Source organism: Caballeronia zhejiangensis (assembly GCF_000698575.1).
In the GTDB taxonomy this organism is placed as follows: domain Bacteria; phylum Pseudomonadota; class Gammaproteobacteria; order Burkholderiales; family Burkholderiaceae; genus Caballeronia; species Caballeronia zhejiangensis.
The window spans coordinates 636916-650746 of sequence record NZ_JFHD01000001.1 but is presented as its reverse complement, the minus strand read 5'-3'; the positions used below and the strand labels follow the sequence as shown (position 1 = coordinate 650746).

Sequence of the window (13831 nt, the reverse complement as noted above, 5' to 3'; positions counted from 1 at the left end):
CGATGGCCGAGCTTTTAGACTGCGAGTTGCCCTTTCACGCAACGGAGCGCTTCACGCATGACGAGAACCAACGAATATCAGCAGCCGATCGGCGAAGCGGTAACGGACTGGAAAACGCGTGAGCGCCCGGCGCGCATCGGCATCGACGGCAGGCATTGCCGCATCGAGCCGCTCGACTTGGATCGCCACGCGGCCGATCTCTTCGATGCCTACGGCCGCGCACCGGACGGCAGCGACTGGACTTATCTTTTCGTCGGGCCGTTCGCGGATTTCGAAACCTTTCGCGACTATCTGGCGAAAGCCGCCGCGTCCGCCGATCCGCTGCATTACACGGTCATCGATTCGGCGAGCGGCAAGGCGGTCGGCACGCTCGCGCTGATGCGGATCGAGCCTGTGCATGGCGTCATCGAAATGGGCAGCGTCACGTTCTCGCCCCTGCTCAAGCAGACGCGCATATCGACGGAAGCGCAATATCTGCTGATGCGCCATGTTTTCGACGATTTGGGCTACAGGCGCTACGAATGGAAGTGCGACAGCCTGAACGCGCCTTCGCGCAAGACGGCGCTTCGGCTCGGCTTCGAGTTCGAAGGCATCTTCAGGCAGGCGATCGTCTACAAGGGACGCAATCGCGATACGGCGTGGTACGCGATCATCGATAAGGACTGGCCGCGCATCCGGCGCGGCTTCGAACGCTGGCTCGCCGACGATAACTTCGACGTGAACGGCAGGCAGCGTGCATCGCTCGCGCAATTGCGGGACGAGGCCGCTTAGAAAGCGCATCGTCCGCGATTGCGCGTGCTTCGATTACTTCTTGATCTCGAGCAGTTCGACTTCGAACGTCAGGTCGCTGTTCGGCGGAATCGTGCCGACGCCGCGGCTGCCGTAGGCGGTTGCGGCCGGGCAGGTCAGCTTCGCCTTGCCGCCGACCTTGATCTTCTGCACGCCTTGCGTCCAGCACGGAATCACGCGGTTGAGCGGGAAGGTCGCGGGGCCGCCGTGCTTGCTCGAGCTGTCGAATTCGGTGCCGTCGGCGAGCGTGCCGCGATAGTTGACGCTCACGGTGTCGTCGGCGGTGGGTTGCGCGCCGGTGCCTTGCTTGAGGTGCTCGACGACGACACCCGACGGCAGCTTCTCGGTGGTGTTGGCGGCGAACGCGGTGGTTGCGATGGCGGATGCGGCGAGCAGAGCGATGACTGATTTCATGCGATAACCTCGTTGAACGGAAGGGCCATTATATCGACAGCCCTTTGGCCTCAATTCGTCCGCGCCTCCGGGCATTCCGTCCGGTACCAGATATCGACCTGACGTTGCGCCGCATGCAGATCGTCGGGATAGTACGGGTCGAAAAATTTCGACGGAACGTAGCCCGCTCGTTCGAGCGCGGCCAGTTCGCTCAGATTGCGCTCGCGCGTCAGCGGCGCGTGGTTTCTGAGCGCGGTGAGATCGCGGCATTGCGCAGCGCTCAGATTCGGCGCGCCTGGCTGCGAGCCGCCTGCGGCACAACCGGCGAGCGCAATGGCGAGCGCCGGGATCATCGATAGTGTTTTCATGTTGCGTTTTCCTCCGGTTCGGGGCGTCTATCGGAAGTATCCCTAGTTGAGCGGAAATCCGCTCGAACTGCTTCGCGCAGCCCGGCGAGCGCTGCAGCCGCGCCATTGTTTGCGAATCGCGAATGACGCATTCGGCGGTTCGCCCGTTCTTTTCGAAGCGCGTCTGAGTCACCCTCTGTTGCGTCGACGATGCCGCATTTCAACCACGCGGCGCGCGATTCTGACTCAGGAGACAAAGATGACCTCGAACCGGTGGGATACGTCCTACGAATGGAAAGCCGTGACGCTGCTTGCGCTCGGATTCGGCCTTGTCGGCCTCGATCGATGGCTGATCGCGCCGCTCTTTCCGGCAATGATGAAGGACCTGCATCTCACCGCGCAGGATGTCGGCAACTGCATCGGCATACTGGGGCTGTCGTGGGGCGTGTTCGCCGCGCTGATGGGCGGCATCTCCGACAAGATCGGACGTCGCAAAGTGCTGATTCCCGCGATCATCGCGTTTTCGCTGCTATCCGGATTTTCGGGCGTCGCGGGCGGCCTCGCCAGCCTGCTCGCCGTGCGCTCGCTGATGGGCGTCGCCGAAGGCTCGTTCTGTCCGACGAGTTTCGCCGCGACCGCCGACGCCTCGCATCCGAAGCGGCGCGGCTTCAATCTCGGGCTGCAGCAAAGCGGATTCGCGCTCTTCGGGCTTGCGCTTTCGCCGATCATCGCGACGCAACTGCTCAACGTCGTGTCGTGGCGCTGGGTGTTCGCGCTCGTGTCCATTCCCGGCTTGATACTCGGCGTGCTGATGTTCTTCGTGATTCGCGAACCGGCGTCGGCGCCTGCGCAACAGCAGGCCGCGAAGGGCAACTGGCGCGACGTGCTGAAGAGCCGCAACATTCCCGTCGCGATGGTCGCGCTCTTCTGCGCGATGACGGGCGTCTTCGTGCTCGGCGCGATGCTGCCGCTTTACCTCACCGACTATCTCGCGCTCGACACGCAGCGCATGGGCATCGTCGTATCGGCGATTGGCTTTGGCGGATTCGTCGGCCAGTTCGCGTTGCCGGGACTCTCCGATCTCGTCGGACGGCGGCTTGCGAGCATCGCCGGTTTCGCGGGCACGGCCGTCATGCTGTACGTGTTTCGCGGCGTCGGGGCGCAGCCGCTCGTTCTGTTCATCGTGCTGTTCGTGGCGTCGTTCTTCACGCTCGGCCTCGTTTCGCTGCTGTCAGGGCCGGTCGCGACGGAAGCGGCGCCGATCGGCATGGTGTCGACGGCGATCGGCATCGTCGTCGGCGCGGGCGAGATCTTCGGCGGCGGCGTGGCGCCCGCGATCGCGGGTTTCGTCGCTACACGATTCGGAATCCAGAATATTCTCTGGCTCCCGATTTGCGCGGTGATTCTGGGCATCGGCGTGAGCCTGCTGCTCGAAGAGACCGCGCCCGCCCGCGTGCGCGGAAAAGCGCGCGGCGTGGGGCTCGTCGGAGGCGAGCAGCCCGAGTAAGCGCATACGCGCGCTGCGGATACACTGACATGCTGGACACGCTCGAAAGGGACCAGCATGGATCGTTTTCTCAGCATAGAGGCCTTCGTGCGCGTGGCGGAGACCAGCAGCTTCGCGGAAGCGGCGCGGCAGCTCGGCGTCGCCAGTTCGGTCGTCACCACGCGCATTCAGCAGTTGGAGAAATTCCTCAATGTGCCGCTGTTTCATCGCAGCACGCGGCACGTCAGGCTATCCGATGTCGGCGAGGCGTTCTATCGGGACTGCGCGGAAGTGGTGGGGCGCGTCAACGAACTGACCGACCAGATGCGCGAGTTGCGCGCGACACCGACCGGGCGGCTGCGCATTCAGATGTTGCCGGGCTTCGCGCTGGGTCACTTCGGCGCATCGCTGGCCGAATTCAATCGACGGTATCCCGGCATCCAGCTCGACGTGATCGTCAACGACCGTGTCGTCGATCCGATCGAAGAGGGCTTCGACGTCGCGTTCCAGATCTTTCCGGCGATCTCCGAATCGCTGATCGAGCGGCGTCTCTTCACCGTCCGGCGGCTCTTTTGCGCCGCGCCTTCCTACGTGAACGAACATGGCGCGCCCCGGCATCCGCGCGAACTGCTCGATCACAGGACGGCGCTTTACTCGGGCTATCCGTCGCGCAATCGCTGGACGATGACGCGCGGCAGCGAGGTCGTCGAAATAGAACTGCCGGGCATCGTGCGTTCGAATTCGGTGCACTTGCTGCACGACTACGCGCTGACGGGCGGCGGCGTGGTGTGCCTGCCGACGCTCGTCGCGAGCGCGTCGCTGCTCAATGGCTCGCTCGTGCCGATTCTGCCGGACTACGCGCTCTCTCCGATGAACTTCGCAGCCGTCTATCCCGCGACGCAGCGGCAAGGGCTCAAGGTGAAAGCGCTGGTCGAATTTCTCGCCGAGCGGCTGGGTCCGGAGCCGGCGTGGGACGTGCCGCTCATCGAACGAGGATGGGTTAGTTAGCCATGCAACTAACTGTCCTTTCGCGCCCGTCCCTTGAACAACGCGCTCAACGACGCTGCGGCCCGAACATGCGCGACAAGGCCCGCGCGAGTTCCTTCACAACGGCATCGGCAGTCGGGTGATGCAGCAGCGCGATATCCATTGTCTCGATGGCGGGCAAGCCGCTTTTCGCTGTCAGCACGACGTGATCCGGCGATACGGCGCGCGCCGGAAGCAGGCTGATGCCCAGACCATCGGCGACGGCCGCCTGGATGCCGCTCAGACTCGAACAGATGAACGCGAGCCGCCAGCGTCGGCCGATGCTTTCGATCGCATGGGTCATGTCGTCGCGATACAGCCCGCGCGGCGGAAACGCGACGAGCGGAATCGGATCGAGTTGAATCGACGGATTCGTCGCGCTGTCGATCCATCGCAATTGCTCGGGCCATGTCGCGACGGCTTCGCGGCTATTGCGCCGCTGCTTCACGAGGACGAGATCGAGATCGCCGCGATCGTAGCTGTTGCTCAGATCGCGGACCAGTCCGCTCGTCACTTCGAGCTTCACTTGCGGATGCTTGCGATTGAAGGCCGCGAGCATGTGCGTCGTCGGTCCGCCGACGAAGTCTTCCGGCACGCCGAGCCGGACCGTCACGCCGACGTTCGCGCCCGATAGCGCCTCGATCATTTCGTCGTTGAGCGCGAGCATGCGGCGCGCGTAGGCGAGCAGGGTTTCACCGGCGTCGGTCGGGCGAACATCGCCGCTGCCGCGTTCGAGCAGCTTGTGCCCCGCCATGTCCTCGAGCCGGCGCACCTTCTGGCTGATCGTCGATTGCGTCGAATGAAGCCGCGCGGATGCGGCGGTGAAGGTGCCGCAATCGGCCACCATGACGATGGCCTTCAACAAGTCGAGGTCGAACAGCGGCGTGCGTGCGTTGGGAAGGTGTTTCATCGACCCGATGGATCTTCGAATGGGACATCGACTTCTATCACGCGCGAAGGGCGCTGGCAATCGCGTGATAGTGTTCCGGTAGGGCAGTGCGTCCGCTTACCGATATCGCCGACATGACTCGTTCTCTCTATCTCTGCAATGTCCGCCTGGCCGATGGCCAACAGGTTTCCGTATCCATCGTCGATGGTCGTATCGACGCGCTCGGCGCAGATGCCGCCGCCCCACGCGATGCGCAGATCGAAGACGGCGGCGGCGCGTTGCTGCTGCCGGGCTTCGTCGAAGGTCATACGCATGTCGATAAGAGCAACTGGGGGCGTCCGTGGTATCGCAACGAAGTCGGCCCGCTGCTCACCGATCGCATCGGCAACGAACGCGAATGGCGCAGGACATCGGGACACGATGCGGCCGCGCAATCGCTCGCGCTGTCGCGTGCATTCGTGGCTGCGGGCACGACGCGTCTGCGCACGCACGTCGATATCGACACCGACGCACGCCTGCGCCATCTCGAAGGCGTACTCGCAACACGGCAGACGATGCGCGATACGCTCGACATGCAGATCGTCGCGTTTCCGCAGTCGGGCATGCTGATTCGTCCGGGCACCGTCGAGCTGCTCGGCGAAGCGCTCGCAGAAGGCGCCGATGTGCTCGGCGCGCTCGATCCCGCGTTGATCGACGGCGATCCGGTCGCATCGTTGAACGCGACCTTGGCGCTCGCGCAACGCTATCGCAAGCCGATCGACATCCATCTGCACGAACCGGGCGAGATCGGCGCGTTCACGCTGAAACTGCTGCTGGATCGCGTGCAAGCGTCGGGCATGCAGGGACAGGTCGTCGTCAGTCACGGCTTTTGTCTTGGCGCGCTGCCGGAGCGCGAGCGCGATGTGCTGCTCGATCGCATCGCTGATTTGCGCGTGGCGCTGCTGACGAGCGCGCCGCCTTCGTGCACGGTGCCGCCGCTCAAGCTATGCCGCGAGAAGGGCATCACGATGTTCGGCGGCAACGACGGCATCCGCGATACATGGACGCCGTACGGCGTGCCCGACATGCTCGAACGCGCGATGCTGATCGGCATGCGCTACGACTTGCGGCGCGACGACGATCTCACGATCGCGTTCGATTGCGTGAGCGATGCGGCAGCGCGCGGCTGCGGTTTCGCGGACTACGGCCTGCGCGTGGGCGCGCGCGCGGATCTCGTGCTCGTCGATGCCGAGACCGTCGCCCATGCGGTCGTGACGCGGCCCGTGCGCAAGCTCGTCGTTGCGAACGGACGTATCGTCGCGCGCGACGGCGTGCTGACGCCGCCTCGCGCATGACGCTCAACGCGGTGCGTTGAGCGTCAGCTTCATATGGCGGTTCACGTCCTTGTACAGCAGATAGCGGAAGCGGCTCGGTCCGCCCGCATAACAGGCTTGCGGACAGAATGCGCGCAGCCACATGAAGTCGCCGGCTTCGACTTCGACCCAGTCCTGATTCAGCCGATACACCGCCTTGCCTTCGAGCACATACAGGCCGTGCTCCATCACGTGCGTTTCTGCGAACGGAATCACGCCGCCCGGCTGGAACGTAACGATGTTGACGTGCATGTCGTGACGCATGTCGCTGGTATCGACGAAACGCGTCGTCACCCAGCGGCCTTCGGTGCCCGGCATCGGAATCGGCTCGATGTCCTGCTCGTTCGTGACGAACGCTTCGGGAAGCGGCACGCCATCGACGGCTTCATAGTGCTTGCGAACCCAGTGAAAACGCGCCGCATCCTTATGACGATTGCGCAACTGCCAGTTCGTGCCGGGCGGAATGAACGCATACCCGCCTGTCTTCAGAACATGCAAGGTGCCTTGCAAAGTCAGTTCGATCTCGCCTTCGACGACGAACAGCACGCCTTCGGCATTCGGGTCCTGTTCGGGCTTTTCGCTGCCGCCGCCCGGCGCCACTTCCATGATGTATTGCGAGAACGTCTCGGCGAATCCGGTAAGCGGACGCGCGAGCACCCAGAGACGCGTCTTGTCCCAGAACGGCAGATGACTCGTGACGATATCGCGCATCACGCCTTTGGGAATGACGGCATACGCTTCAGTGAACATCGCGCGATCGGTGAGCAGCTCGGTCTGCGATGGATGACCGCCGTGCGGCGCGTAGTACGTGTTGCTTGACATACGAAAGTCTCCGTTAGGTTCACGCCGTCGTCGTGATTTCGACGCCTTGGTCGTCCGGCTTTCCCGGACGCGAATGACAGGCGCGACGAATTTACCCGGCAGAACACATACAAAATATCGGAGATGCGCGCTATCGACAAATTAAATGTTCGAATGCAGGGTATCCATTTCCTGAATGGGGCAGCGAACGATTCTTTATGCAGACGCTTACGAAGATCAGCGAAGAACATGCCCGAGCACGATCACATACACCGCCGTGATCGCAAGCTGACATAAGGTGAACGGCAATCCATAGCGCAGAAAGCGCCCGAAGCTGACCGGCGCGCCTTCCTGCGCGCAGATTCCCGCTGCCACGATGTTCGCCGCCGAGCCGACGAGCGTCGCGTTGCCGCCGAGCGTCGCGCCGTACATCATGCCGATGAAGACCGGAATCACCGCGTCGGGCCACTGCGTGAACTGGTCGGAGAGCGCGGCCTCCGGCACGAATTCCGCCGTGACGAGATAGCCCTTGACCATCACGATCGACGCAGCCGCGACCGGCACGTTCGCGAGCACGGAAGAGAGCAGGCCGATGCCGCCGATCATCGCGAGCGCGACGAGCGCGAGTCGCGTGCCGAACACTTCATACAGCTTGAGCGACATGACTTGCAGCAGTCCCGTCTTGGCCATGCCCTGCACGAGACAGAAAATGCAGGTGAGGAACAGCAGCGTCTTCCAGTCGACGTCGCGCAGCACGCGATCGGTCGGCTCGACCCTGAACGCATACGCGACGAGCAGCGCGAGCGCACTCGCGATCACGGCGACGACGGGTGGCACGATGCGCGTCGGCAACTCTTCGCCGAGCACGAAGAGGACCATCATCAGCGCGAGCACGACGACGGCGAGCGCCGCGTACACGGGCCGCTTGAGCTTCGTTCCCGGGCTGCGCGGCGGTAGCGGCGTGACGCTGCGCCAGATGCCGCGCATGAGGATCGGCAAGAGCGGAATCACGACGATGATCGCGAGCAGACCACCGAGGCTCGCGCGCCGCAGATACTCGCCGAAGCTCATGCCGATCGAACTGCCGACGAGAAACGTCGCCGGATCGCCGACGAGCGTCAGCAGGCCGGCGGCGTTGCTGAGCAGGGCGGTGAGGATCAGCGGCGGCACGATATCGAGTTCGAGCGCGCGCGCGACGCGAACGATGATCGGCGCGAGCAGGATCACCGTCGTCGCGTTGGGAAGCAAGGCGCATAGCGGCGCGACGATCACGATCAAGAGAAGCAGGAAGCGCTTGCCGCTGCCCGCCGTCGCGCGCAGATAGTATTCGCCGACGAGATCGAAGAGACCCGTCGTCGAAAGAATCCGCGCGACGATCATGCCGCCGAACAGCAGGCTGATCGGTCCTGCCGCGGTGCGCGCGGTCGCGATCAGATCCTGCTCGTCGATGATGCCGAGCGCGATCAGCACGCTTGCACCGACGAGCGCGGCGACGGCCATGTCGATCAGATCGAAGGCGATCACGAGGATCACCGCCGAGAACACGCCGACTACGAGATAGATTTGCCAATCGCTCATGATGGGCTCGCGCGGGCGCTATTGCATCGGCGGCGCGTACATCAGGCCGCCGCGTCGGTAGAGTTCGTTCAGTCCGCGTTCGAGTTTGAGCGGACTTCCGGTGCCGAGATTGCGGTCGAACATTTCTCCGTAATTGCCGGCGCTTTTCAGCGCACGAATCGTCCAGCCGGGGTCGATGCCGAGCGTCGCGGTGACGCTCGCATCCGGCACGAGCGCGCGGGCCACGATCGGATCGCGGACGCGCTCCGCTTCGTTGCTCCGCGTCACGCCGACTTCTTCGGCGGTGATGAGCGTGAAGAGCACCCAGCGGACGATGACGAGCCAGCGGTGATCGTCGCCGCGCACGGCGGGCGCGTGCGGCTGCTTCGAGATTCGCTCGGTCAGGATCGTCATGGACGACGGGCCGCCCGGCGCGCGGCTGCGCAGCGTGGCGAGCAGGGAGGTATCGGCGGTCACGGCGCCGCATCGGCCGGAGACGAACGCGTGCTCCAGTTCCGTCACCGAGCCGAGCACGAGCGGCTTCAGGTCGAGCGCGTTCGCATTCGAATAGCCGGCGAGATTGCTTTCGCTCGTGGTCTCGCGTTGCACGCAGACCGTGGCGCCCCTGAGCGACGCGAGCGTGCGAATGCCGCTCTTCGCCGGCACCATGAACGCCTGAGCGTCATAGAACAGCACGCCCGCGAACTGCACGGCGAGCGTGCCTTCGCGCAGCAGCGTCCAGGTCGTGTTGCGCGCGAGCAGATCGACGCGGCCCGTCCTGAGCGCCGGAAAACGCGCGGACGTCCTGAGTGGAACGAAGGCGACCTTGTTCGCGTCGCCGAGCGTCGCGGCGGCCACCGCGCGGCAGAAGTCCGCGTCGATGCCCGACCAGTGTCCGGACGCATCCTGCTGTGAAAAGCCCGCGATGCCGTCGCTGACGCCGCATCGCAGAACGCCGCGCGCCTTGACTTGCGCGAGCGTGTCCGATCCCGCCGCGAGGACGGGCGCGCCCGATGTCAGCAGCGCGAGCAGCACGGCGCCGACGATCGCGATGAATCTCCCCGATGCGTTTGCCATCGTCTTCTCTTGTTGAAGACTTCCGTTCACGGCGTATTGCCACGCAGTTCATGCTCGAAAGGCGAGCGTGTGATATTGCTTGTTTCTACCCGTTCGAAGAGACACGTGACAATAAGGTTGTAGACGAAAACGGATTCAGTTCAAGCGGTCATTTACCGGATACTGTTGCCCCGCCAGGGGCTGGGAGAATTCGATGCGCGCCTTCGTCTCGCTGCCGGTTCTTGCGTTGCCGATCCTTCTCGCCGCGTGCAACACGCCGCCGATTCCGCCGGGCAAATCGGTGGACATACCCACGGCGCTTCAGAACGTCCTCGATGGCGTGTGCAACTTCCGGAAGACGCAGGCCGAGCGCAAGCAGAACTACGGCGTGGCGATCGATTCGATCACCGTCGAACTCGATCTGACCGTCGATGGCGCGCAGACTCCGCCCGTCGCCGTCGCGCCCGATATCAAGTTCATCCCGACCGTCAGTTACGGGCACATCATCACGGCGAACACGGGAAGCAGGCTGCTCGTATCGCTGAAGAATCTCGATGGCGCGAAAGGCGCGGACATGCAGTGCCCGCCGCCGCCGCCCGCCAGCCCCGCTAAGTAAGCGAGGGTTTACCGCAATCCATTCCTGCTTGACGTCGGCTGCGCTGCGCCTGATACTTTGTCCGTACAAAGTGATGTTTAAGACAGGAGGCATGACGCAATGCATTCGGACAGAGTAGGCAAGCAGCGATATCGGGCGAGTTACGGCCGTTATCTGGAGGATTTCACAGTCGGCGATATATACGAGCATCGCCCGGGCCGCACGATCACAGACGCGGACAACATTCAGTTCTCGCTGCTGACGATGAACTTTCATCCGATGCACTGCGACGCGCATCACGCCTCGAAGAGCGAGTTCGGCAAGCTTCTCGTGAGCAGCGGCCTCACGGTCGCGATCGTGCTCGGCATGTCGGTGAACGACGTGAGCGGCAAGGCCATCGCCAATCTCGGCTGGAAGGAAATTCGCCTGACGGGCCCTGTTTTTGCGGGCGATACGCTTTATGCGGAGTCGGAAGTGCTCGAAGTGCGCGAATCGAAATCGCGCCCGACGCAGGGCATCGTCACGGTGCACACGCGCGCGTTCAATCAGGACGGCAAGCCCGTCATGGATTTCATCCGTACCGCGCTGATCGCCAAGCGCGGCCACGGCACCGCCGAAGACTGACCGCACATATCGCCGGCGTTGTCGCGCGCCGGCGTCCCGTTTCCGTTTCGCATACAAGACCGTTCGATTGCATCGATGCATCGGCGCACGGCGGCGAGACGGTTCATCGTCACAGTACTGGAGACAACTGTGAGTCATTACGTTAGCTCGGGCGCCCGGCTGGACCGGCTGCCGATGTCGCGTTTTCACTGGAAGATTCTGGGCCTCATCAGCGCGGGCGCGTGCCTCGACGCGTTCGACGTCTATCTCGCGGGCGGCGTATCCGCCGCGATGCTCAAGGCGGGTTTCTCGACGATGCAGCTCAACGCATTGTTCGTGTCGTCGGGCTTTTTCGGCATGGTGATCGGCGCGGGCTTGTCCGGCTATCTCGGCGATCGCTTCGGACGCCGCTCGTCGTATCAGTTCAATCTCGCGCTCTTCGGTTTGATGTCCTTCGTCGCCGCGTTCGCACCGAATATCCAGTGGCTGATCGGCGCGCGCTTCGTCATGGGCATCGGGCTGGGCGCGGAGCTGGTCGTCGCGGCGGGCACGTTGTGCGAGTTCATTCCGCCCGCGTATCGCGGACGCTGGATTTCGCTGCTCGGTCTCATCGTCAATTCGGGTCTCGTGCTCGCGACGAGTGTCGGTTACGTGGTGATTCCGCATCTCGGCTGGCGCTGGATGTTCGGCATCGCGGGCATCGGCGCGGTGATCGTATGGGCGCTGCGTCATCGCATGCCGGAATCGCCGCGCTGGCTCGAATCGGTCGGACGCACGCAGGAAGCCGAGGACACCGTGAGCGCGATCGAAGCGGAAGTCGCGCATCAGAAGGGACCGCTGCCCGACTGTGCGCGCACGCAGAATCTCGAAGTGCCGCGCGCGCCGCTGTCGGCGCTGTTTCGCCGCGGCATGATCGGACGCACGCTGACGGCCGCATTGACGGCGATCGCGGTGAACGTCGCGGTGTACGGCTTCGTCGCGTGGCTGCCGACGTTCTTCGTCCACGAAGGGCGCGATATTGTCACGTCGCTCGGCTTCACGACGCTGATGTCGTTCGGCGCACCGTTCGGCGCAGTGCTCGGCTACCTCACCGCCGACCGCCTCGGACGCGCGAAAGGTCTCGTGTTCTATAGCGTCATCGCGATCGTGCTGGGCTTCGTCTATCCGCAGATGACGGCCAACGCGGCGATCGCCATCGTCGGCTTCACGCTCGTCAGTTGCATCTTCGGCATCGTCACGCTGGGTCTCTTCGGCTACGTGCCCGAGCTCTTCCCGACCGCGCTGCGCCTGCGCGGCACCGGCGTGGCGGGCGTGTGCGGACGTATCGCGTCGATGCTCACGTCGTATGCCGCCGTGATCCTGTATGCGCAACTCGGGCTGTTCGGCGTGCTCGGCATGGTCGCGGGCGTTCTGATCCTGCTCGTGATCGCCGTGCTGAGTCTCGGCGTGGATGCGAACCAGTTCTCGCTGGAAGAAGTCTCGCCCGATGAAGAAGCCAACGCAGACGATCTGCCGCTCAACCATCAGGGAGCCACGCGATGAACGCACGCAACGACATGCAGCAGGCGCAAACCGTATCGCAACGCCTTGCATCGTTTTCGACGCATCTGCAATTGAGCGACGTGCCGCAAAGCGTGCGCGAGCGCGCGAAGCATCTGATTCTCGACAGCATCGGCCTGGCTTATGCGACCTTGAAACTGCCGTACGCGACCTCGACGCTCGCCGCGATGCAGGAGCTCGGCAGCGGCGAAGCGACGGTGTTCGGCCACACGCAGAAGCTCGCATTGCGCGATGCGATGCTGCTCAACGGCCTTCTGATTCACAGCCTCGACTTCGACGACACGCATGCACGCGGCGTGATCCACTCGACGGCGAGCGCGTTTCCGGTCGCGTTCAATCTCGCCGAGCGCGAGAACGCGAGCGGCGCGGATCTGCTCACCGCGTATCTCTGCGCGATGGAAGTATCGACGCGCGTCGGCTCGGCGGCGAAGAGCGGCTTTCATCACGCGGGCTTTCATCCGACGGGACTCGTCGGCGCATTCGGATGCGCGCTCGGCGCGGCGCGTCTTCTGGGTCTGCCGATCGAAGCGGCGCAGCATGCGCAAGGCATCGTGCTGTCGATGGCATCGGGCAATCTCGAGTTCCTGCAGGACGGCGCGTGGACCAAGCGTCTGCATCCGGGATGGGCGGCGGTAGCGGGCGCGACTTCGGCGACGCTCGCGAAGCATGGTTATATCGGTCCGGGCGCGGCTTATGAAGGACGCTTCGGTCTCTATGCGCTTTACATGAAGACGCCGCTCGAAGCGGGCGATATCGATATCGCAACGGCGGGCCTCGGCGAGACATGGGAGATCGACGGCGTTGCGTTGAAGCCGATTCCCGCGTGTCACTTCACGCATGCTTCGTCGGATGCGGCCATCGCGCTTCATCGCGCACATGGTTTGCAAGCCGACGACATCGAGCGTGTGATCGTGCGCGTGCCCGGCCCGACGATTCCCATCGTGTGCGAGCCGGTCGCGCCGAAGCAAAGGCCGTCGAACAGCTATGACGCGCAGTTCAGCATTCCGTACATCGTCGCGACGGGGTTGTTGCGCGGCCGCTTCACGCTCGACGATCTCGAAGCCGAAGCGCTCGCCGATGAAACCGTGCGCGCCGTCGCGGCCCGCGTCACGCACCAAGCGGATCAGGACTCGACGTTTCCGCGTCACTACACCGGCGAAGTGATCGTCCATACGCGGGACGGCCGCATGCTGACGCATCGCGAGTCGATCAATCGCGGCTCGTCCGACAGGCCGCTCACGAATGAGGACATCGTCGCGAAGTTCTTCGACAACGCGCAGCGCAACGTTTCGCGCGATGCCGCCGAGCGCATCTGCGAAGCGGTGCTCTCGCTCGACACGCGACCGGCGCGCACGCTTGCGCAAGCGCTCGCATAAG

Annotated in this window: 13 protein-coding genes and 1 pseudogene; 8 read left to right on the top strand and 6 right to left on the bottom strand. The window is 63.9% G+C overall.

The features are described 5' to 3' along the window. Positions 1-57 precede the first annotated feature (57 nt). Positions 58-768, top strand: a pseudogene (locus BG60_RS02955) (GNAT family N-acetyltransferase); the annotation flags it as partial. A 36-nt stretch (positions 769-804) separates the two neighbouring features. Here the strand turns inward: BG60_RS02955 and BG60_RS02950 are convergent. Both BG60_RS02950 and BG60_RS02945 read right to left on the bottom strand, forming a co-directional pair. After that, positions 805-1203, bottom strand: coding sequence for an FKBP-type peptidyl-prolyl cis-trans isomerase (locus BG60_RS02950; protein WP_008346914.1), 399 nt, complete (start codon positions 1201-1203; stop codon positions 805-807). A gap of 50 nt (positions 1204-1253) precedes the next feature. After that, a complete protein-coding gene (locus BG60_RS02945) occupies positions 1254-1550 on the bottom strand; it encodes a DUF4148 domain-containing protein (RefSeq protein WP_008346912.1) in 297 nt (98 codons plus the stop codon). A 238-nt stretch (positions 1551-1788) separates the two neighbouring features. Here BG60_RS02945 and BG60_RS02940 point away from each other — a divergent pair, with 238 nt between their 5' ends. Together BG60_RS02940 and BG60_RS02935 are read left to right on the top strand one after the other, a co-directional pair. After that, positions 1789-3036, top strand: coding sequence for an MFS transporter (locus BG60_RS02940; RefSeq protein ID WP_008346909.1), 1248 nt, complete (start codon positions 1789-1791; stop codon positions 3034-3036). Positions 3037-3093: 57 nt separating this feature from the next. Then, positions 3094-4023 carry a LysR family transcriptional regulator gene (locus BG60_RS02935; RefSeq protein ID WP_008346907.1) on the top strand — a complete coding sequence of 310 codons (930 nt, stop codon included), beginning with the start codon at positions 3094-3096 and terminating at the stop codon, positions 4021-4023. 46 nt (positions 4024-4069) lie between these two features. Here BG60_RS02935 and BG60_RS02930 read toward each other — a convergent pair whose 3' ends face one another. Then, complete coding sequence (locus BG60_RS02930) at positions 4070-4951, bottom strand: LysR family transcriptional regulator (RefSeq protein WP_008346906.1); 882 nt, start codon at positions 4949-4951, stop codon at positions 4070-4072. A gap of 113 nt (positions 4952-5064) precedes the next feature. Here BG60_RS02930 and BG60_RS02925 point away from each other — a divergent pair, with 113 nt between their 5' ends. Beyond that, the gene (locus BG60_RS02925) at positions 5065-6264 is read left to right on the top strand and encodes an amidohydrolase family protein (protein WP_008346905.1); all 1200 of its coding nucleotides are present in this window, start codon (positions 5065-5067) and stop codon (positions 6262-6264) included. Between the two features lie 3 nt (positions 6265-6267). On the opposite strand, the gene BG60_RS02920 is transcribed toward BG60_RS02925, so the two are convergent. The 3 genes from BG60_RS02920 to BG60_RS02910 form a co-directional block, all read right to left on the bottom strand. Beyond that, positions 6268-7104, bottom strand: coding sequence for a bifunctional allantoicase/(S)-ureidoglycine aminohydrolase (locus BG60_RS02920; protein ID WP_008346903.1), 837 nt, complete (start codon positions 7102-7104; stop codon positions 6268-6270). A gap of 216 nt (positions 7105-7320) precedes the next feature. Continuing rightward, positions 7321-8661, bottom strand: coding sequence for an ArsB/NhaD family transporter (locus tag BG60_RS02915; protein ID WP_008346901.1), 1341 nt, complete (start codon positions 8659-8661; stop codon positions 7321-7323). A gap of 18 nt (positions 8662-8679) precedes the next feature. Next, positions 8680-9717, bottom strand: a complete 1038-nt coding sequence (locus BG60_RS02910; RefSeq protein WP_008346900.1) for an amino acid ABC transporter substrate-binding protein — start codon at positions 9715-9717, stop codon at positions 8680-8682. Positions 9718-9910: 193 nt separating this feature from the next. On the opposite strand from BG60_RS02910, the gene BG60_RS02905 reads away from it, so the two are divergent. The 4 genes from BG60_RS02905 (at position 9911) to BG60_RS02890 (ending at position 13830) form a co-directional block, all read left to right on the top strand. After that, entirely contained in the window at positions 9911-10312 is a 402-nt protein-coding gene (locus BG60_RS02905; protein WP_008346898.1) for a hypothetical protein, read from the top strand. A gap of 99 nt (positions 10313-10411) precedes the next feature. Beyond that, on the top strand, positions 10412-10915 hold the full coding sequence (locus BG60_RS02900) for a MaoC family dehydratase (RefSeq protein ID WP_008346896.1): 504 nt from the start codon (positions 10412-10414) through the stop codon (positions 10913-10915). Positions 10916-11089: 174 nt separating this feature from the next. After that, entirely contained in the window at positions 11090-12436 is a 1347-nt protein-coding gene (locus BG60_RS02895; RefSeq protein ID WP_008346894.1) for an MFS transporter, read from the top strand. After that, positions 12433-13830 (top strand): MmgE/PrpD family protein, encoded by a 1398-nt coding sequence (locus BG60_RS02890; RefSeq protein ID WP_008346892.1) that lies wholly within the window; start codon positions 12433-12435, stop codon positions 13828-13830. The genes BG60_RS02895 and BG60_RS02890 overlap by 4 nt, the downstream gene beginning before the upstream one ends. Position 13831: the final 1 nt, after the last annotated feature.